Source organism: Plantimonas leprariae (genome assembly GCF_008802405.1).
GTDB classification, from domain to species: domain Bacteria; phylum Pseudomonadota; class Alphaproteobacteria; order Rhizobiales; family Rhizobiaceae; genus Plantimonas; species Plantimonas leprariae.
In genome coordinates this window covers 320,342-339,132 of the sequence record NZ_VZDO01000001.1, presented here as the reverse complement: position 1 = coordinate 339,132, position 18,791 = coordinate 320,342, and the positions used below count along the sequence as shown (strand labels likewise).

Sequence of the window (18,791 nt, the reverse complement as noted above, 5' to 3'; positions counted from 1 at the left end):
GGGAGATTTAGGGGCGGAACATGATCTTCGAGAAGAAGTCGTTCTTGCCTTTCAAAGTCTCGAACATCGCCGGCAGTTCGGCGAGCGGCAGTTCGTGGCTGATCATGAACTCCCATTGGAGCTTGCCGGTGACGAGCGCGTCGAGCGTCACCCGCCACTGCTTGCCAGGGAAGGGCGCGCCGAACGAGTTCCACGAGCCGTGCAGCGACACTTCCTGGCGCAGGAAATGCTGGAAGGTCGCGTTCGCGAGGTTCACGTCGCCGACCGGGATGCCGATGAACACGACATGGCCGCCGGGCGCCGCCATCCGCGCCGCCGCGTTGATCGAGGACGGATGGCCCGCCGCCTCGACGATGAGGTCGCAGGCGTGTTCGGTCGGTACCGCTTCGTTGGCGAGATAGGTGAAGGTCGCGCCTGCCTCGCGCGCCTGTTCGAGCTTGCGCTCGGAGACGTCCACCGCGACGATCTCCGTGCAGCCCATCATCCGCATCCACTGGATGGCGAAGAGGCCGATCGGGCCGCAGCCGATGACGCCGCCGCGATCGCCCATCGTCGGCTTCGCCTTCCAGATCGCGTGGAGGGCGATGGAGGCGGGATCGGTCATCGCGACGGCGCGCGGGTCGGCATCGGCCGGGGCGCGGAGGAGATTGCCGGTCGGCACCGCGACGTATTCGGCATAGGCGCCGTCGCGCCGGCTGCCGAAATAGTCGTAGTTCCGCGCCCGCGAGAAGTTGCCGGTCAGCGACTGGTCGCACGGCTCGGTCGGGATCAGCGGCGCGACAGCCATCAGTTCGCCCTCGCGAAAATCCTCGACCCCTTCGCCCACCGCCTCGATATGGCCGGAGAACTCGTGGCCGCAGATGATCGGCATCTTGTGTGCGCCTTTGATCAGCATGCGCGGCAGGTCCGAGCCGCAGACGCCGACGGCATCGACCTTCAGCAGCACCTCGCCGGGTCCGGCGACGGGTTTCGGAACGTCCTCCAGGCGGATGTCGCCCGGCGTGTACATGACGGCTGCGCGCATGGATGCTGTCCTTCGGATGTCAGGCGGAGCGGGCGAGCCCGCTCGTATAGGCGTCGAGGGCGAGGATCGCGTCCCGGACGATCGTGGGGGAGAGCGGCGTCGCGACCCGGCCGATCACCGCGCCGGGCTTCAGCGCCGCTTCCGCGACGCGGCCGATGTCGTCCGGCGTCGCTTGGCCAAGGTCGAGGTCGGCCAGCGTCGTCGGCAGGCCGACCGAGCGGCAGAAGGCCGCTGTGGCCGCGATTTCGGCGAGCGGCCGACCCTCCAGCATCAGGAGGCAGAGCGTGCCGAAGGCGACCTTCTCGCCGTGGAAGAACTTCCGCGTCGCCGGCAGCACCGTCATGCCGTCGTGGATGCCGTGCGCCCCGGAGACGCCGCAGTTCTCGAAGCCGAGACCCGAAAGCAACGTGTTCGCCTCGATGATCGCCTCCACCGCCGGCGTCAGCAGGTTGCGTTCCGCCGCGAGCTTCGCAGCCAGGCCGTCGCGCATCAGCACCTCGTGGCAGGCCCGGGCGATGGCGATGCCGGCCTCGGGGGCGGGGAGGTTCGGGCGGATGAAGTTCGGCGAGCGGGATTCGAGGTTGGAGCGCGCCTCGAAGAAGGTCGAGAGCGCGTCGCCCATGCCGGAAACGAGGAACCGGGCCGGGGCCTTCGCGACGACGGCGCTGTCGACCACGACGAGGTCCGGGTTGCGCGGCAGCGCCATCGCCTCCTGCATCACGCCTTCCTGGTTGTAGCGCACCGCGATGGCGCTGCAGGGCGCGTCGGTGGAGGCGATGGTCGGCACCACCACGATCCGCGCGCGGTGGCGCATTCCTGCGACCTTCGCCGTGTCGGCCGTCTTGCCGCCGCCGATGCCGGCGACGACGTCCGCGCCGCTTTCCGCGACGAGCGCGGCGACGCGGTCGATCTCCTCCGTGCAGCATTCACCGCCGAAGGTCTCGATCCGGGCCTCCGCCTTGCCAAGCGACGCGCGGATCGCCTCGCCGTATTCCTCGGCGACGATCCGGTCGACGAGAAGGAAGGCGCGGGTGCCGAGGTCCTGCAGATGCTCGGGCAGGCGCCGAAGCTCGCCGGCGCGCTGCACGTAGCGGCCGGGGCCGCCGTAGGAGCGGCCTTCCGCCGCCTGCCAGCCGATCGCGGTCGTCATGGCGCTCACCAGCCGCTGACGACGTAGCCGCCGTCGACCGGCAGCGTCGTCGCCGTGACGAACAGCGAGGCGGGCGAGGCGAGGAACACGACCGTGCCGACGAGGTCCTCCACCGTGCCCCAGCGCTTCAGCGCGGCCTTCCGGGCGATGGTCGGCCCGTGCTCGTCGTGGGTCCAGAGATCCTTCGTCATATCGGTCTTGTGGTAGCCCGGCGCGATGGCGTTGACGCGGATGCCGTCCGCGCCGAAGCGGTGGGCCAGCGCTCGCGTCAGCCCGACGATGCCGGTCTTCGACGCGCCGTAGGCGGGCACGCGCTCGTCGGCGAGGTAGCTCAGCATCGAGGCGGTGTTGATTATCGCGCCCTTCGAGGCCTTCAGGTGCGGATAGGCCGCCATCGACAGGCGCATCGCGCCGTTGAGATTGACGTCGATGACCTCGAGATAGGGCTCCTCCTCGTATTCGAGGTCGGGCTTCACGATGCCGGCGGTGTTGACGAGGACGTCGAGCGAGGCAAGGGCGCCGACGAAGCGGTCCACCGCCGCCCGGTCGCGGACGTCGAGCTCTTCGAAGCGGATGCCGTCGTTGCCGGGATCGGCCTTCGCCGCTTCCAGCTTGTGGGGCGAGGAGCCGGTGGCGATCACCTCCGCGCCGAGCGCCCGGAAGCCGCGCGCGATGGCGACGCCGATGCCGGTCGAGGCCCCCGACACGAGGACGCGCTTGTTGGCGAAGAGGTCCGGCCTGAAGGTCGCGACGATATCGTCCATGAATTCCCTCCCTGAAACGTGCCCGCCTCAACCCGCGGCGAGGCGGTCGAGGTCGTCGTAGAAATCCTGCCCCGCCCGGTAGAGGCGGTCGAAGATCGGCTGCATCCGCGCGTAGCGCTCCGCCCAGCCTAAGTCCGGTGCGACCTCGTCGGTATGGCGGACCAGCGCGGCGGCACCTTCTTCGGCGTTGCCGAACCGACCGGTGGCGACGCCCGCCATCACGGCGCAGCCGACGAGACCGCACTCGGCCTCTTCCGGAACCACGACCGGAATGCCGTAGAGGCTCGCCTTGATCCTGAGCCAGAGCGCCGTCTTCGCGCCGCCGCCGGACGCGACGACGCGTTCGAGCCGCGTGCCCGCCGCCTGTTCCATGATCCGCAGATGCCGCGCGGCGGCGAAGGCGACGCCCTCCATCACCGCGCGGTGGAGGTGGGGCAAGCCGTGCCCCGCGCCGAGGCCGAAGAACTGCGCCCTGGCGTTGCGGTGCGCGCCCAGCCGCTCGCCGGTGAGGTAGGGCACGAAGAACAGCCCCTCCGCGCCGGCCGGCGCTTCGGCGGCCTTGGCGACGATCTCCCCGTAGCCGAGTGCCCGCTCGTGGAAGGCGCGGCGCGCCCAGCGCATCGCGTCGCCGCCGGTTTCCAGCAGCACGAAGCCGCCCCAATGGCCTTCCGGCGTCGCGACGTTGCAGATTTCGGGATCGAAGAGCGGCCTGTCCGCGATGAGCGTCAGGATGCAGGACGTGCCGGTGACGTCGGAGGCGAGGCCCGGCCGGCAGACGCCCGAGCCGAGGAGGGCCACCGGATAGTCCGCCCCGCCGACGAGAACGGGCGTGCCCTCGCGCAAGCCCGTCTCGCGCGCGGCCGCCGCGGTGACGCTGCCGAGGATATCCATCGGCTCGCGGATCGGCGGCAACATGCCCGCATCGAGGCCGAGCGTCGCGATCATCCAGTCCGACCACGCCCTTGTCGCCGGGTTCATCAGGAAGGAACACGAGGCGTCGCCGGTATCCATCGCCCTCTCGCCCGTCAGGCGGAGGTTGACAAAGTCCTTCGGCATCAGCACCGCTTCCGCCGCGCGGTAGGCGCGGGGGTCGTTGTCGCGCAGCCATTGCAGCTTGAAGCCCGGCCAGGCCGGCGTCGGCGGGTTGCCGCTTTCCGTCAGATAGTCCGAGGCCGGAAAGGCGCGTTCGAACTCGGCGACGAGGCCGCTCGTGCGCTTGTCGTTCCAAAGCGGCACGGCGGCGCGGGTCGGGTTTCCGGCTCCATCCACCAGCACGGTGCCGTGCATCTGGCCGCAGGCGGCCACCGCCGCGACGCGCTCCCGCGCCCCGTCGATCTGCCCCAGCACCTCGCGCACGGAAGCCGCGACGCCCGTCCACCAGTCCTCGGCCCGCTGCTCGGCCCAGCCGAAGGCGGGCACGATCTGGTCGTGCTCGCGAGCGGCGATGCCGACGATCCGCCCCGACGCGTCGACCAGCGCCGCGCGGACGCTCCCCGTGCCGACGTCGATCGAGAGCGTGAGGTCGCCGTTCATGGTCAGAGCTTCAGCCGGCCGGTCCCGTACTGCAGCAGCATCGCGATGACGATGATGACGCCCATGTAGACCTGCTGGTGGTAGCCGGGAACGCCGCCGAGATTCATGATGTTGGCGATGATGCCCATGATCAGCGCGCCGAGCAGCGTGTTGATGACGCCGCCGCGCCCGCCCATCAGGCTCGCGCCGCCGATCACCACCGCCGCGATGACGTTGAGTTCCGCCCCGACGCCGACCTGCGCCGAGCCGACGCCGGTGCGCGCGGTGGAGATGATGCCGGCGATGGCGGCCAGCGCCCCCGACACGATGTAGACGGTCAGGATGTAGCGGGGCACCGCGATGCCGGACAGGCGCACCGCCTCCTCGTTCGAGCCGATCGCCTTCACGATGCGCCCGAAGCGCGTGAAGTTGAGGACGATGCCGCCGACGAGGAATACCGCGAACATCAGCCAGACCGGCAGCGGCAGGCCGAAGGCGAAGCCGGAGCCGAAGCCGGAGATCGCCGCGCCTTCCGTTCCCAGCGGGATCGGCCGGCCGTCCGAGATGATCAGCGACAGGCCGCGCGCGATCGCCAGCATCGCCAGCGACATCACGAAGGAGGGGAGCTTGAGATAGGCGACGAAGACGCCGGTGACGAGACCGCAGCCCATGCCGGCGAGGATTACGAAGACGATCGAGGCCGTCTGCCCGTAACCCATGAAGTGGATGAAATGCGCGGTCAGCACCGAGCCGAGGGCGGCGATCGAGCCGACCGACAGGTCGATGCCGCGCGTCAGGATCACGAACAGCATCCCGACCGCCATGATGCCCGCACCCGCCGCGACCTGCCGGAGCACGTTCAGGATGTTGATCCGGGACAGGAAGGCGTCGGACCAGAAGCTCGCCGCGACGACGAGCACGAGGAAGATCGCCAGGGTCGCGAAGTGCTGGATCACGCTGGCGAAATCGAACCTGCGGCCGGCTTTGGCCGGTGCGGCGTCGGCGACCGTGGTCATGGCTCTACACCTTGGTTGGATTGGGCGGCCGCCGCCACCGGGCGGATCATCGCCAGCGACAGGAGGTTCTCCTCGCTGTAGCGGTCGGGCAGGAGCTCGCCGCGCAGTTCGCCCTCGCCCATCACGAGGACGCGATCGCAGAGGCCGAAAAGCTCCTGATGCTCGGACGAGATGACGAGCACCGCCTTGCCGGCTGTCGCCAGCTTGTCGACGAGCGCGTAGATCTCGGTCTTCGCGCCGACGTCGACGCCGCGCGTCGGCTCGTCGAGGATGATCACGTCGCCTTCGGCGTGAAACCACTTGGCGAGCACCACCTTCTGCTGGTTGCCGCCGGAAAGCGACGACACCGGCGCATCGACGCCGGCCGATTTCAGCCGGAGCGAGCGGCCGAGGTCCTCGACCATCGTCTTCTCGCGGCCGCGCCTGAGGAACCCGAGCGGCCCGGTGACGGCCCCCATCCGAGCCATGGTGGAATTGATCCGGATGGCGTTGTCGAGGACGACGCCCTCGTGCTTCCGGTCTTCCGGCACGAGGCCGATGCCGTTCGCCACCGCGTCGCGCGGGCTGGCGAAGCGCACGGGCTTGCCACGCAAGGAGACCTCGCCGGATTCGAGCCGGTCCGCCCCGAAGATCAGGCGCGCGACCTCGGTGCGCCCCGCGCCGACGAGGCCGCCGAGCCCGACCACCTCGCCGGCGCGGACGGTGAAGGAAACGCCCCGCACCTTCGCGCCGCGCCGCAGGTTCTTCGCTTCGAGCAGCGTTTCCCCGAGCGCGCGGCGGCCCTTCTCGGGGAACATCGCGGCGAGCGGCCGGCCGACCATCATGCGGATCAGCCCGTCGATCGTGATGCCGGCCGCATCCACCGTGCCGACGAGCTGGCCGTCCTTCATCACGGTCATGCGGTCGGCGATGCGCATCACCTCGTCGAGGCGATGGGAGATGTAGACGACGCCGACGCCGTGACGCTTGAGATCGGCGATGATGCCGTGGAGGCGCTCGGCATCCTGCGCGGAAAGGACCGCGGTCGGCTCGTCGAAGATGATGATCCTGACCTCGCGCGCCAGGGCCTTGGCGATCTCGACCACCTGCTGGTGAGCGACCGCGAGACTGCCGACGGTGCGGCCGGGATCGATGGCGAAGCCGAGCCGGTCGAGGAGTTCGCGGGCTCTGGCCTTCAGCGCGCCCCAGGAGATGACGCCCGGCAACTCGCCGAGGAAGATGTTCTCGGCGACGGTCAGGTCGGGCGCGAGCGCCAGTTCCTGGTGGATCACCGCGATGCCGCGCGCCCGCGCCTCGCGCGGATCACGCAGCGTCACGGCCTCGTGCCCAAGCGAAACCGTGCCGCTCGTCGGCTGCAACTCGCCGCCGAGGACGCGCATCAGCGTCGACTTCCCCGCGCCGTTCTCGCCGAGGAGCGCGTGCACCTCGCCGGCTCGGACGTCGAAGTCGACGCCGCGCAGCGCGTGGATGCCGCCGAAGGATTTCGTGATGGCCGACAGCCGGGCGAGTTCCACTATTCCGCCTCCAGGTCATGGATGGAGACGCGGCGGCACGAAGCCGGGCCGCCGCTCTTCGCTGTCGGCGGTCAGAACACCGCGTCGGGGCGGTAGTACTTCTCGACGTTGTCCTTAGTGATCACGGCCGGTTCGGTGAGCTTCAGCTTCGGGTAGCCGGGCTCCAGCGTGCCGTTCAGCGCCTTCAGGCCGATGTCGACGGCAAGGCGCGCGACGGCGTCGGGGTCGTTCAGGCCGGTCGCGCCGTACTTGCCGTCCTTGATCGCGGCGAGCGCTTCCTTCTGCCCGTCAGCGGCGGCGAGGACCAGCACGTCCGAGGAGCCGACGCCCTCCAGCGCCTTCATCGCGCCGAGCGCCATCGAGTCGTTCTCGGCGACGACGACGTTGACGTCCGGGTGGGCGGTGAGGAGGTCCTCCATCGCCTTCAGGCCGCCCTCCTGCTCCCAGCTTCCCCAACCCTGGCCGACGATCTCGAACGAGGACTTGCCCTCGTTGGTGAGCTGGCCCTCGACGACGCCGCGAAAGACGCCGAGGCGGCGGTCGCGGCCGACCTCGTTCCCTTGCGCGCCCGAGATCAGGATGATCTTCATCGGCGTGCCCTGCATGCGTTTCGCCAGCCACTGCCCGACCAGGAAGCCGTTCTGATCGTTGGAGGAGCGGACCTGCGTCACGACGTTCGCGTTGGTGTTGATCGAGGAATCCATCACCACGACCTTGACGCCGGCGGCGGTGGCGGCGTTCGCGGCGGCGACGAGGCCTTCCGGATCGCGGGGGTTGAGGATCAGGAGCTTCACGCCCTTCGCCACCATGTCCTCGACGTCGGCGATCTGCTTGTTCATGTCGTTCTGGCCGTCCGAGGTCGAAACCTCGCAGCCGGCCTTCTTGGCCTGATCGAGCGCCGCGGCCTGCTGGGCCGCGAAGTAGGGGGCGGCCAGCGTGTACATCGCGACGCCAACCTTGCAATCGGCCGCGCCCGCGGTGCCGGCGGCCCCGGCGACCATCGCCACGGCGAGCAGGCAGCCCGAAAGGGAAAACGTCCTCATCGATTCCTCCATAGATCGGGCGTTCTCTCCCAAGCCCGCGATGTAGCATAGTTACAAGATAAGCGGCGGGTCAAGTGTCAATAATTATTCACATTCGTGAGCACGAGGCTAGGATGTGATGTGCATTATGGTGCGCTGCGGTATTTTTGTTGATGCCAACGTCGTGCCGCGAACATCAAGCCGCTCCGCTCTTGCGGGATAGCGCCGAGAAATGTAGCATAACTACACAATGTGGAGATTGCGATGAGATTGCGCGAGCCGGGAGTCTTCACGGTCGACGTCGCCGCCGGAGAGTTGAGCGGTGCGGCGACGCGCTACCGCAAGACGTTCGGCGACCTGGCGGGTCTCTATGCCGACGAGGCCGCCTTTCGCCGCCTTCTCGACGAGCGGGGCGCCGACGCCGTCGCCTACGAGGTCACCGACCACAAGCCGTCTTCGGATGCCGGCGACATGATCATCGGCGTCACCCGGATGGCGCCCGGTAAGGTCGGCGCCGAGTATTTCATGACGCGCGGCCATATCCACGCGAAGGCCGACCGGCCGGAAATGTATTACGGCGAGAGCGGACATGGCCTGATGCTGCTCGAGTCGCCGGACGGCGAAGTGCGGACGGTCGAGCTTCGTCCGCGCACGCTCTGCTACGTGCCGCCCTACTGGATCCACCGCTCGGTCAATGTCGGCACAGACGATCTGGTGATGACCTTCGCCTACCCGGCGGACTCCGGCCAGGACTACGACATCATCGCGAAAGCCGGCGGCATGCGCCGGCGCATCGTCGACGACGGAACGGGCGGCTGGACGGCGGTCGACAATGCCGACTGGCGGCCGCGCTCCGCCGCCCTGGTGGAAGCGCTCTACGGCGAGGCCGCATGAGCAACACCGTCGCAGCTCCGTATCCAGCGGCGGAACGGCCGACCTTCTACTTCGTCGGTGTCACGACCGGCAAAAGCTCGATCATGAAGGTGTTTCCGGCCTGGGCCCAGTATCTCGGCCTCGACGCCGAGATGCGCGGCATCGATCTGGCGGTGCATGCCGATCCGGCCGCCTACCGGGAGGTCGTGTCCTTCATCAAGCGCGATCCGAACTCGCTCGGCGCGCTGGTGACGACCCACAAGATCGACCTCTTCAAGGCGGCGCACGACCTCTTCGACGAGATCGACCCGCACGCCCGGCTGATGGACGAGACGAGCTGCATCTCGAAGCGGGACGGCCGCCTCGTCTGCCACGCCAAGGACCCGATCACCTCCGGCCTCGCGCTGGACGGCTTCCTGCCGGAGCGGCATTTCGAGCGGACCGGCGCCGAACTCTTCTCGATCGGCGCCGGCGGCTCCACCATCGCGCTCACCTGGCACATGATGCAGCGGAGCCGCGGCGGGGATCGGCCATCGCGCATCGTCGTCTCCAACCGCAGCCAGGGGCGGCTCGACGAGATCCGCCGCATCCATGCCGAGATCGGCTCCGACGTGCCGGTCGATTACGTGCTCGCCCCGCAACGGCAAGACAACGACGCGGTGCTGGCCACGCTGAAGCCCGGCTCGCTGGTGATCAACGCCACGGGCCTCGGCAAGGACGCACCCGGCTCGCCGCTGACCGACGCCGGCGTCTTCCCCGCGAACGGCATCGCCTGGGACCTCAACTACCGCGGCGACCTCGTCTTCCTGACCCAAGCGCGAAGGCAGGAGGCGGATCGTTCGCTGCAGGTCGAGGACGGCTGGACGTATTTCATCTACGGCTGGACGCAGGTGATCGCCGAGGTGTTCCACGTCGACGTGCCGTCCGCCGGCCCGCGCTTCGACGAGATCGCGGCGATCGCGGCCCGGGCCTCGAAGGGGTGAGGGCGGTGGAGCGCATCCTCGTCACGCCCCGTTCGCTGACCGCCACGCCGCATCCCGCCGTGGAGGCGCTGCGCGCGCAAGGCTTCGACCTCGTCTATTCGACGCCGAACGCGCTGCCGGACGAAAGCGAGCTCTGCCGGCTGCTGCCCGGCACGGTCGGATGGCTCGCCGGCGTCGAGCCGGTGTCGACCCGGGCGCTCGGTTCCGCCGATGCCCTGCGCGTCGTCAGCCGCAACGGCTCGGGCGTCGACAACCTGCCGCTGCCGCTCCTCGCCGAACGCGGCATCACGCTGTGCCGGGCGGACGGCGGCAACGCGGCCGGGGTCGCGGAACTTTCCGTCGCCCTCGCATTGGCGGCGCTGCGCCAGATCCCCTTCGCCGACGCCGGCATCAAGGCGGGCGGCTGGCCCCGCCGGCGCGGCCGGGAGATCCGCGGGCGCAGCGTCGGCGTCGTCGGCTGCGGCGCGGTCGGCGGCGAGGCCGCCCGGTTGTTCGCGGCGCTCGGCGCCGACATCCTCGCCTTCGATCCGGCCCGCCCGCCGCTCGACATCGCGCCCGAACGCGTCCGCTGGGTCGACCTCGCGACGCTGTTCCGCGAGGCCGACATCGTCACCTTCCACTGTCCGATCATGCCGGACGGCCGGCCGCTCCTCGACCGCGCCGCGCTGGCGGCGATGAAATCCGATGCTGTGGTGGTGAATACCGCGCGCGCCGGCCTCGTCGACGAGGCGGCGCTGCTCGAAGCCCTGGAGGCCGAGCGCCTGTTCGCCTACGCGACGGACGTCTTCGCCGAGGAGCCGCCGCGCTCCCTGGTCCTCGCTGGCCATTCCCGCGTCATCGCCACCAGCCATATCGGCGGCTTCACCGAGGAAAGCGTCGACCGCGTCACGGCGCTCGCGGTCGAGAACCTCGTCAGGGCGCTCCGGGCGTGAGCTTCGAGGCGGTCGCGTTCGAAGGGAGGCTCGCCGAGCGTCTGAAGCGCCCGCCGGAGCGGCGTCCGGGCCGCGTTTCGCTGTTCTGGCTCGGCCAGGCGGGCTTCGTCGTCGAGGCGGCAGGCCGCCGGCTGCTGATCGATCCCTACCTGTCGGATTCGCTAGCGCGCAAATATGCCGGGACGGCGACGCCGCACGAGCGCATGGCGCCCGTCCCGGTGCAGCCGGACAAACTCGGTCCCGTCGATGTCGTGCTCCTCACGCATCGCCACACCGATCACATGGACCCGGACACGCTCCGCCCGTTGGCCGAGCGGCTGCCGGACCTCCGCTTCGTCGTGCCGGCCGCCGAGATCGAGGAGGCCTCGCGCCGAACCGGCGTCGGCGCGGAACGGCTGATTCCGATGGATGCCGGCGAGCGGCGGGCGGTGCTGCCCGGCATCGCGGTCCGGGCGGTGCGCGCCGCGCACGAAACGCTGGAAGCCGACCGTGAGGGGCGGTTCCGCTTCCTCGGCTACGCGGTCGAGACGGCGGGCGCGACCGTCTTCCATTCCGGCGACACGGTGCCGTTCGAGGGGCAGGCGGCGGAGGTGCGGGTGCTGAACGCCGACCTCGCCCTGCTGCCGGTGAACGGGCGCAGCGAGGCGCTGGCAAGCGCCGGGATCGCCGGCAACATGACGATGGCGGAGGCGGTGGAGCTTTGCCGCGCTGCCGGCATTCCCGCGATGCTCGCCCACCATTACGGCATGTTCGCCTTCAACACGGCCGCGCCAGAAGCGATCGACCGGATCGCCGCGGCGGCCGCGCCGCTTCGCGCCGGGCGTGCCCGGTTCGGCACCGAGTACCGCCTCGGCCCTGTTGACGAGGCTTGAGCCCGCCCGCCATGCTGGAGCCCGGATGCGCGGCGCGGGATGATTGCGGCTTGTCAGGACCGGATGAGGAAGCGCGAGAGCCCTTGCGCAACGTTCTCGAGATCATCCGGACGAGCTATGCGGACTTGCGCAAATCGGAGCGGAAGGTCGCCGACCTCGTCCTCGCCGATCCGCAGCGCGTGCTCGCCGCGACGCTGGCCGACACCGCGGCGGAGGCCGAGGTCAGCCAGCCGACGGTGATCCGCTTCTGCAACGCCCTCGGCTGCACCGGCTACCAGGACTTCAAGCTGCGGCTCGCGCACGGGCTGGCGCTCGGCACGCCCGCCACCCATTCCGTGCTCTTGCGCACCGACGCGCCAGCCGCGGTGATCGAGAAGATCTTCGACTACACGATCACCAGCCTCGACTGGGCCCGCCGCAACCTCGACGCGCGAGACGTCGAGGCGGCGGTGGCGATCCTGGAGGCGGCGCGCTCGATCGAGTTCTTCGGCTTCGGCGCATCGGGCATCGTCGCGCGCGACGCGCAGCAGAAGTTCCCGCTGTTCGGCGTGCCCTGCGGCGCGCAGCTCGATTCGCACCAGCAGGTGATGTCGGCGTCCGTGATGGGCGAGGGCGACGTCGCGGTGGTGATCTCGAACACCGGCCGCACCCGCTCGATCATCGAGGTCGCGGCGATCGCGCGCGAGGGCGGCGCGAAGGTGATCGCCATCACCGGCTCGCGCAACAGCCTCGCCGCGCATTGCGACGTCGCGATCGTCGCCGAGACGCTGGAGAACACCAACGTCTACACGCCGACGATCTCGCGCATCGCGGCGCTCGTCGTGGTGGACATCCTGTCGACGGCGGTGGCGCTGCGCCGGAGCGAGCGGACGGCGCAACGCTTCGACATGATGAAGCGCCGCCTCAACGACCTCCGCCTCGCCGACGACCGCGAGCCGGACTGACGCTTTAGAGGTCGACGCTGACCGGCAGGATCACGAGGTCGCGGATCATGACGCCCTTCGGCCGGGTCAGCATGAACATCACCGCGTCGGCGACCTCCTTCGGCTGCATCAGGCTGCCGTTGGCGAGCGCTTCCTCCATTTTCGCCTTCGGCCAGTCGTCGAGGAGCGCCGTCACCACCGGGCCGGGGCAGACCGCGCCGACGCGGACGCCGTTCGGGGCGACCTGGCGGCGGACCGTGTGGACGAAGGCCTGCACCGCGAATTTCGAGGCGGTGTAGATCGGCTCCCAGACCACCGGCACGACGCCCGCGACCGAGCTCGTGAACAGGACGTCGCCGCTGCCGCGCTCCACCATGTGCGGCAGCACCGCATGGACGGTGCGGAAGGCGGCGTTGATGTTGAGGTTCAGCATCCGGTCCCACGCGTCCGGATCGCCGTCCACCACCGGGCCGCCGACATAGGCGCCGGCATTGGCGTGGAAGATGTCGAGCCGCCCCGCCGCGGCGAGGATCTGCGGCATCATCGTCGCGACGCTCGCCGGGTCGAGGAGGTCGACCACCACCGGGATCGCGCCGGGCCCGAGCTCGCCGCAAAGCTGCCGGAGCTTGTCGCCGGCGCGGTCGACGAGCGCGACGCGCGCGCCCGCCGCCAGCATGGATCGGGCGCATTCGAGCCCGATCCCGGAGGCCGCGCCCGTCACGGCCGCGACCTTGCCTTCCAGTTCCTGTGCCATCTTCTCTTCCTTGGGCTTGTCGGTCAGCCCCGGCCGTGCGAGGCGCGCGAGCGCCGGGCCAGCGAGTCCACCATCACCGCGAGGGCGAGAACGCCGCCGAGGATCATGTATCGGAGCGACGACGAGAGGTTCAGCAGCGTCAGCCCGTTCGAGATCGCCTGGATGACGATGATGCCGAGCAGCGCCGAATAGGCCGAGCCGCGGCCGCCGAAGAGGCTGGTGCCGCCGATCACCGCCGCCGCGATGGCGTTGAGGTTCACGTCGCCGGCACCCGCCTGCTGCGAGGCCGAGCCGAGCCGCGTCGCCGACAGGAGGCCGCCGAGCGCCGCCAGCGTCGAGCAAAGCACGAAGGCGCTCATGTAGATGCGGCGGACGTTGATGCCGGCGCGGCGCGCCGCCTCGCGATTGCCGCCGACCGCCATCATCGAGCGGCCCCACTTGGTGCGGGTGACGCCGTATTCCATCGCGACGACGAGCGCGACGAAGAGCCCGAACATCCAGGGCACGCCCCGACCGTTGGCGAGGAACCAGACCACCGCGACCAGCGCGATCGTCAGCGCCGCAGCCTTCGTGACGAGGACGCTGAGCGCCCCGCCGGACAGCCCGGCCGCCTCGCGCCGCGCCTTAGCCTTCAGGCCCGACCACATGATCGCGGCGCCGGGCGCGAGGGCGAGGATGAACGACAGCCAGTTCGGCATGTACGCGTTCTGCCCGAACCGGACGAGCGGCTGGTTGAACGGCAGGTTGATCGAGCCGCTCGACCCGAGGAGGTAGAGCTGGAAGCCGAGGAGCGCGAGCAGCCCCGCCAGCGTCGCGACGAAGGACGGCATGCCGACGCGGTTGTAGAGCGTCGCGTAGATCGCGCCGACCGCCGCGCCGAGGAGGAGCGCGACGAGGATCGCGCCGACCGCAGGCCAGCCGTTGTTGATCCAAAGAACGCCGAGGATGGCGGAGGCGAGCCCCGACATCGAGCCGACCGACAGGTCGATCTCGCCGAGCAGCAACACGCAGACGATGCCGAGCGAGATGATGCCGGTGGTGGCGCAGTCGTAGAGGAGGTTCGAGATGTTGCCGGGCCGGATGAAGACCGGATTCAGCGAGGTGAAGATCAACGAGATCACCACGAGGCCGACGGCGACCGGGATCATCCCGAGGTCGCCCGAGCGGACGCGGTCGATGAAGCCGCGCAGGGCGCCGGCGAGGCCCTCGTCCTGGCGGACGCGCGCGTCGGCCCGGTCGAGCGGCCGGCCGGCGACGGAGTTCGGGTTGACGCTGCTCATTGGACTGCCTCCGCTCCACCGGCAAGGCGTTCGGCGCGGCGCGACACCGCGTTCTCGGTCGCACCGGTGATGGCCGAGATCAGGTCGTGATGGGAATCCTCGGGCGTGAAGACGCCGTTGTTCTTGCCGAGCCTGAGCACCACGATGCGGTCGGCGACGGCGCGGACGTCGTCCATGTTGTGCGAGATCACGATGACGCCGAGGCCGCGGTCGCGCACCCGCTCGATGAGGTTCAGGACTTCCGCGGTCTGCGCGACGCCGAGCGCGGCGGTCGGCTCGTCGAGCATGATGAGCTTCGGCTCCAGGAGGAGCGAGCGGGCGATGGCGACGGTCTGGCGCTGGCCGCCCGAAAGCGAGGCGATCGGCTCGCGCACCGAGGGAATGCGGGCGGAGAGTTCGTTGAGGAGCGTCCAGGCCCGGACCTCCATCGCCACCTCGTCGAGCGCGTAGGGGTCCTTTTCGCGGCCGAGATAGATGTTGGCGACGACGTCGAGGTTCTCGCAGAGCGCGAGGTCTTGGAACACCGTGGCGATGCCGAGGTCGAGCGCGGCGGACGGGCTCGACATCGTCACTTCCTTGCCGTCGAAGCGGATCGTGCCGGACGAGGGCTGGTGGACGCCCGCCAGCACCTTCACCAGCGTCGACTTGCCGGCGCCGTTGTCGCCGACGAGCGCCACCACCTCGCCAGGGAAGACGTCGAGTTCGATGTCGGTCAGCGCGGAAACCGCGCCGAAGTGCTTGGACACGTTGCGGAGGGAGATGACCGGCTCGCCGCGCCCCGTCCGGGGGTTCGAGCCCATTGCGGCATCCGTCATGAGAGACCTCGTCGTCGAATTGGCGGGCGGAGGGAAGGGCGAGCCGGCCGCCCCTGCCGTGCGGCGAAGGGCGGCCGGCCGGGTTCGGCGCGCTACTGCGCGGTGATGCCCATCGACTTGCAGGCCTCGGCGTAGTCGCCGGTGCAGACCTCGGCGACCGGCGTGATCTTCTTGTCGAAGATCTCGGCCTTGATGTTGTCCTTGGTGATCACCGCCGGGATGAAGAGCTGCGACGGCGTGTTGTAGAGAGTGGTCTTGGCCTCCGGCGTCTTGCCGGCGAGCAGTTGCACGGCGACGTTGGCGGCGGCGGCCGCGACGATCTCGGAAGGCTTCGAGATCGTGTTGAACTGGTCGCCCGCGACGATGAGCTGCAGCGCCGCGATGGTCGCGTCGTTGCCGGTGACCGGCGGCACCGGGTCGACGCCGGCCGCCTTGAAGGCCGCGATCGCGCCGCCGCCCGTGCCGTCGTTCGCGGCGACGACGCCGACGATGTCGGCGCCGAACCGCGTGATCTGGCCGCTCGCCCACTGCTGCGCGTTGCTCGGCAGCCAGTTCGGCGTGTCGAACTCCGACAGCGTCTTGTAGCCGCTGCTTGCCAGACCCTCGTGGACGCCGTCCCGGATCAGGCCGGCCGCCGCGTCGGTCGGCGAGCCGTTGATCTGGAGGACGCCGCCCTTGTCGGCCGGAACGTTGGCGGCCTTCAGGTGCTGGATCAGCGAGTCGGCGATCGACTTGCCGATCGCCTTGTTGTCGAACGAGACGTAATAGTCGGCCGGCGTGTCGGGGATCGGGCGGTCGTAGGCGATGACCTTGACGTCCTGGCTGTGGGCCTGCTGCACCAGCGAAGCGGCGGCGCTGGAATCCACCGGGTCGAGCACCACGACCTTCGCGCCCTGCGAGATCACCGAGTTGAACTGCTGCTGCTGCTTGGCGATGTCCGCGTCGGCGTTCTGGTAGACGACCTCGCAATCCGGGCAGAGCTTCTTCATCTCGGCCTGGAAGCCGGGGAAGTCGTGCTCCTCGTAGCGTGTCGAACCCTGGTCGGGCATCAGGAAGGCGACGGTGCCGCTGGCACCCTGCGCGTGGGCCGCGCCGGCGAGCAGCGTCAGCCCCAGCGCCGCCAGGCCGGCCGACCTCGAAAGGTTCGCGGTGGTTTTCGTCATCGTATCTCCTCCGTTGGGTGACGTTTGCGTGTCTTCACCCGCGCGGTCGCGCCGCGCGGATCTCTCGTGCCCCGGCCGCTCAGGCGGCCAGGGTGACGTTGTCGGCGAGCAGCCGCCGGAAGCGCGAGGGCGGCATGCCCTTCTCCGCCAGGAACTGGCGGTTGAAGTTCGACAGGTTGTTGAAGCCCGACCCGAAGCAGATGTCGGTGATCGTGGCGTTCTCGTCGCTCATCAGGAGCTGACAGGCGAGGTTGATCCGCAGCCGCTTGATGTACTGGACGAGCGGCATGCCCGTATGGCGGCGAAAGGTGCGCGAGAAGGCGCTGGTCGACTGGCCGGCGATCGCCGCGAGCTCCACCTCGCCGAAGGGCTGCGTCAGGTTCTCGCGGATGAAGGCGAGCGCCTTGTTGAGGCCGACGGACATGTAGCCGGAAGGGTCCGGCAGGTAGCCGGCGCTCGCCAGCGGCTCGGTGCGCTGCGCCCGGCTCAAGGTTCCGGCGACGGTCATGAAGAGTTCGAGCCGCCGCATGCCGTGCGCGCCCATCAGCTCCTCGATCGCGAGGGCGAGCTCCGCGCTCGTGCCCGCGTCGAACAGGACGCCGCGCCGCGATGCCGCGAGCAGAGGCGCGAGGGCGGCGAGCTCCGGCAGCACCTTCGCCGCGTCGTCGATGAAGCATTCGCTGAACTGGACGATCCGGCAGCGCAGCGGCACGGTCGCGCCTTCCGGCAGGTCGCTGACCCAATTGTGCGGCAGGTTCGGGCCGGTGAGGACGAGGTTGCCGGGTTCGAACTCGCCGATGAAGTCGCCAACGAAATACCGCCCGGTCGTCGAGACGACCTGATGCAGCTCGTATTCCGGATGGAAGTGCCAGCGGACGGTATGGTACGGATAGCCGTGCGACCACGCCGCGAAGGATTCGCCGCGCCGTATCTGCACGAGCTCCAGGTCTGGTGCCATCGAGCTTCCTCCCGAAGCCAGGCGCGATGCGTTGCCGCGCCCTGTTCTTCTTCGTCGCCCGGCTCGCTCCCGGCCTGGCCACGATCTGAACGGTAGTGCCGCGCCGCCGGCCGCGCCACCACGATTCGGGGCGCGTGCCGATACTTTTTTGATCTTCTCGCAGGTTCGCGGTTTCGGGGCCCGGTGGCGATTTCGGCCGAGCGCCCGGGAATAAAGCGCACCCGAGCCCGGTTCCTCGTGCGGCGGCAACGCCGGTCGGGGAGGGGCAGCATGCCGCAGCGTCGAGAAGCGGTCGGGAGCGGCAGGGCCCGCTCGGGCCGGCGAAGGTCATGACGCCCCGCGCGCGGCGATGACGGCGGCACCCGCACGATGCCCCCGTTCGAAGCTCTCCTTCCGTTCCTGTTTGGGCTCCTTGTGCTGCAGCTCTCGCCCGGCCCGGACATGCTCCTGATCCTCGACCGCGGCATCGCCCACGGTGCGAAGGTCGCCTTCTCGACGATCGCCGGGATCGTGCTCGTCGCCGGCGCGGTCCAGATCGCCATGCTCGTCTTCGGCTTCGGCGCGCTGATCCGCAGCCACCCGGCATTCATGCCGCTGCTGCGCTCGGCCGGCGCGGCCTATCTCTGCTATCTCGGGATCCGGATGCTGACGACGCGGCTGCGGGCTCCCGATCTCGTCGCCGTCCGGCCCGCCGGGCTCGGGGACGCGCTCTGGGAGGGAGCCGTCAGCAGCCTGACCAATCCGAAGTCGTTCCTCTTCCTGTTCGTCGTCCTGCCGCAGTTCGTCGATCCGCGGGCCGGGCCGGTATGGCTGCAGATGCTGGTGCTCGGCATCCTGCACAAGCTCGCCGGGGCCGTGACGCTCGGCTCCGTCGCGCTCCTCGCCGGGCGGATCGGCGGCTGGATGCGGCGCTGGCCGCGCGTCCTGCCGATCCAGCGCAATCTCTGCGGCCTCGTGATGATCGGGCTCAGCGCCGCTCTCGCCACCCGCATCCCGTATGCTCCGTGAGGTGGTCGGAACGTCGGTTTACCTTGCGAAACATCTGGTCAATTCCGGTCCGCCGATGCATGCTCGGCCGCGTGTCCGGGTGATTCTACTCGACGAGCGCCCGTGACGATTCGAAGGATCGCCATGCCGATCAGGGCCTGCCGGGGTGAGACCCGCATCACCCGGCGGAAGCATCGCCGGCCTTCGGGCGCGGGGCGTCGGGACGGCCTGCCGTGCGGCGGAGGCAGC

18 protein-coding genes are annotated in these 18,791 nt (G+C 69.7%); 6 read left to right on the top strand and 12 right to left on the bottom strand.

Features of this window, described 5'->3' with window-relative positions; genetic code table 11:
• Positions 1–7 precede the first annotated feature (7 nt).
• The 7 genes from F6X38_RS01550 to F6X38_RS01520 form a co-directional block, all read right to left on the bottom strand.
• Positions 8–1,024: a galactitol-1-phosphate 5-dehydrogenase gene (locus tag F6X38_RS01550; RefSeq protein ID WP_150967766.1), complete on the bottom strand. Its 1,017-nt coding sequence runs from the start codon at positions 1,022–1,024 to the stop codon at positions 8–10.
• 19 nt (positions 1,025–1,043) lie between these two features.
• Positions 1,044–2,174, bottom strand: coding sequence for a glycerol dehydrogenase (locus tag F6X38_RS01545; RefSeq protein ID WP_150967765.1), 1,131 nt, complete (start codon positions 2,172–2,174; stop codon positions 1,044–1,046).
• A 5-nt stretch (positions 2,175–2,179) separates the two neighbouring features.
• Positions 2,180–2,938, bottom strand: coding sequence for an SDR family NAD(P)-dependent oxidoreductase (locus tag F6X38_RS01540; RefSeq protein WP_150967764.1), 759 nt, complete (start codon positions 2,936–2,938; stop codon positions 2,180–2,182).
• 27 nt (positions 2,939–2,965) lie between these two features.
• On the bottom strand, positions 2,966–4,471 hold the full coding sequence (locus tag F6X38_RS01535) for a xylulokinase (RefSeq protein ID WP_150967763.1): 1,506 nt from the start codon (positions 4,469–4,471) through the stop codon (positions 2,966–2,968).
• A 2-nt stretch (positions 4,472–4,473) separates the two neighbouring features.
• Entirely contained in the window at positions 4,474–5,466 is a 993-nt protein-coding gene (locus F6X38_RS01530; protein WP_150967762.1) for an ABC transporter permease, read from the bottom strand.
• Complete coding sequence (locus tag F6X38_RS01525; RefSeq protein ID WP_150967761.1) at positions 5,463–6,983, bottom strand: sugar ABC transporter ATP-binding protein; 1,521 nt, start codon at positions 6,981–6,983, stop codon at positions 5,463–5,465. Before F6X38_RS01525 ends, F6X38_RS01530 begins: the two co-directional genes overlap by 4 nt.
• A 68-nt stretch (positions 6,984–7,051) precedes the next feature.
• Positions 7,052–8,023, bottom strand: a complete 972-nt coding sequence (locus tag F6X38_RS01520) for a substrate-binding domain-containing protein (protein WP_150967760.1) — start codon at positions 8,021–8,023, stop codon at positions 7,052–7,054.
• A gap of 243 nt (positions 8,024–8,266) precedes the next feature.
• On the opposite strand from F6X38_RS01520, the gene F6X38_RS01515 reads away from it, so the two are divergent.
• The 5 genes from F6X38_RS01515 to F6X38_RS01495 all read left to right on the top strand — a co-directional run bounded on the left by F6X38_RS01515 (position 8,267) and on the right by F6X38_RS01495 (position 12,606).
• Entirely contained in the window at positions 8,267–8,896 is a 630-nt protein-coding gene (locus F6X38_RS01515; RefSeq protein WP_150967759.1) for a glucose-6-phosphate isomerase, read from the top strand.
• Positions 8,893–9,858, top strand: a complete 966-nt coding sequence (locus F6X38_RS01510; RefSeq protein ID WP_150967758.1) for a shikimate dehydrogenase family protein — start codon at positions 8,893–8,895, stop codon at positions 9,856–9,858. Before F6X38_RS01515 ends, F6X38_RS01510 begins: the two co-directional genes overlap by 4 nt.
• A 5-nt stretch (positions 9,859–9,863) precedes the next feature.
• Complete coding sequence (locus F6X38_RS01505) at positions 9,864–10,790, top strand: NAD(P)-dependent oxidoreductase (RefSeq protein WP_150967757.1); 927 nt, start codon at positions 9,864–9,866, stop codon at positions 10,788–10,790.
• Positions 10,787–11,662 (top strand): MBL fold metallo-hydrolase, encoded by an 876-nt coding sequence (locus F6X38_RS01500; protein ID WP_150967756.1) that lies wholly within the window; start codon positions 10,787–10,789, stop codon positions 11,660–11,662. The genes F6X38_RS01505 and F6X38_RS01500 overlap by 4 nt, the downstream gene beginning before the upstream one ends.
• A gap of 83 nt (positions 11,663–11,745) precedes the next feature.
• Entirely contained in the window at positions 11,746–12,606 is an 861-nt protein-coding gene (locus F6X38_RS01495) for an SIS domain-containing protein (protein WP_246191129.1), read from the top strand.
• 4 nt (positions 12,607–12,610) lie between these two features.
• On the opposite strand, the gene F6X38_RS01490 is transcribed toward F6X38_RS01495, so the two are convergent.
• The 5 genes from F6X38_RS01490 to F6X38_RS01470 form a co-directional block, all read right to left on the bottom strand.
• Positions 12,611–13,339: an SDR family oxidoreductase gene (locus F6X38_RS01490; protein ID WP_150967754.1), complete on the bottom strand. Its 729-nt coding sequence runs from the start codon at positions 13,337–13,339 to the stop codon at positions 12,611–12,613.
• Between the two features lie 23 nt (positions 13,340–13,362).
• Positions 13,363–14,619: a sugar ABC transporter permease gene (locus tag F6X38_RS01485; RefSeq protein WP_150967753.1), complete on the bottom strand. Its 1,257-nt coding sequence runs from the start codon at positions 14,617–14,619 to the stop codon at positions 13,363–13,365.
• Positions 14,616–15,434 carry an ATP-binding cassette domain-containing protein gene (locus F6X38_RS01480; protein WP_150967752.1) on the bottom strand — a complete coding sequence of 273 codons (819 nt, stop codon included), beginning with the start codon at positions 15,432–15,434 and terminating at the stop codon, positions 14,616–14,618. The genes F6X38_RS01485 and F6X38_RS01480 overlap by 4 nt, the downstream gene beginning before the upstream one ends.
• Before the next feature lie 92 nt (positions 15,435–15,526).
• Positions 15,527–16,597 carry an ABC transporter substrate-binding protein gene (locus F6X38_RS01475; protein WP_150967751.1) on the bottom strand — a complete coding sequence of 357 codons (1,071 nt, stop codon included), beginning with the start codon at positions 16,595–16,597 and terminating at the stop codon, positions 15,527–15,529.
• A 79-nt stretch (positions 16,598–16,676) separates the two neighbouring features.
• Positions 16,677–17,555, bottom strand: coding sequence for an AraC family transcriptional regulator (locus F6X38_RS01470; RefSeq protein ID WP_150967750.1), 879 nt, complete (start codon positions 17,553–17,555; stop codon positions 16,677–16,679).
• A 369-nt stretch (positions 17,556–17,924) separates the two neighbouring features.
• Here F6X38_RS01470 and F6X38_RS01465 point away from each other — a divergent pair, with 369 nt between their 5' ends.
• Entirely contained in the window at positions 17,925–18,563 is a 639-nt protein-coding gene (locus tag F6X38_RS01465) for a LysE family translocator (protein ID WP_150967749.1), read from the top strand.
• Positions 18,564–18,791: the final 228 nt, after the last annotated feature.

Bases quoted from the DNA above. Each gene is read 5' to 3' on its own strand.
- F6X38_RS01480 (WP_150967752.1), bottom strand. From the start codon at position 15,434: ATGACGGATGCCGCAATGGGCTCGAACCCCCGGACGGGGCGCGGCGAG.
- F6X38_RS01530 (WP_150967762.1), bottom strand. From the start codon at position 5,466: ATGACCACGGTCGCCGACGCCGCACCGGCCAAAGCCGGCCGCAGGTTC.
- F6X38_RS01515 (WP_150967759.1), top strand. From the start codon at position 8,267: ATGAGATTGCGCGAGCCGGGAGTCTTCACGGTCGACGTCGCCGCCGGA.
- F6X38_RS01550 (WP_150967766.1), bottom strand. From the start codon at position 1,024: ATGCGCGCAGCCGTCATGTACACGCCGGGCGACATCCGCCTGGAGGAC.
- F6X38_RS01545 (WP_150967765.1), bottom strand. From the start codon at position 2,174: ATGACGACCGCGATCGGCTGGCAGGCGGCGGAAGGCCGCTCCTACGGC.
- F6X38_RS01535 (WP_150967763.1), bottom strand. From the start codon at position 4,471: ATGAACGGCGACCTCACGCTCTCGATCGACGTCGGCACGGGGAGCGTC.
- F6X38_RS01485 (WP_150967753.1), bottom strand. From the start codon at position 14,619: ATGAGCAGCGTCAACCCGAACTCCGTCGCCGGCCGGCCGCTCGACCGG.
- F6X38_RS01510 (WP_150967758.1), top strand. From the start codon at position 8,893: ATGAGCAACACCGTCGCAGCTCCGTATCCAGCGGCGGAACGGCCGACC.
- F6X38_RS01520 (WP_150967760.1), bottom strand. From the start codon at position 8,023: ATGAGGACGTTTTCCCTTTCGGGCTGCCTGCTCGCCGTGGCGATGGTC.
- F6X38_RS01465 (WP_150967749.1), top strand. From the start codon at position 17,925: ATGCCCCCGTTCGAAGCTCTCCTTCCGTTCCTGTTTGGGCTCCTTGTG.
- F6X38_RS01490 (WP_150967754.1), bottom strand. From the start codon at position 13,339: ATGGCACAGGAACTGGAAGGCAAGGTCGCGGCCGTGACGGGCGCGGCC.
- F6X38_RS01540 (WP_150967764.1), bottom strand. From the start codon at position 2,938: ATGGACGATATCGTCGCGACCTTCAGGCCGGACCTCTTCGCCAACAAG.
- F6X38_RS01475 (WP_150967751.1), bottom strand. From the start codon at position 16,597: ATGACGAAAACCACCGCGAACCTTTCGAGGTCGGCCGGCCTGGCGGCG.
- F6X38_RS01470 (WP_150967750.1), bottom strand. From the start codon at position 17,555: ATGGCACCAGACCTGGAGCTCGTGCAGATACGGCGCGGCGAATCCTTC.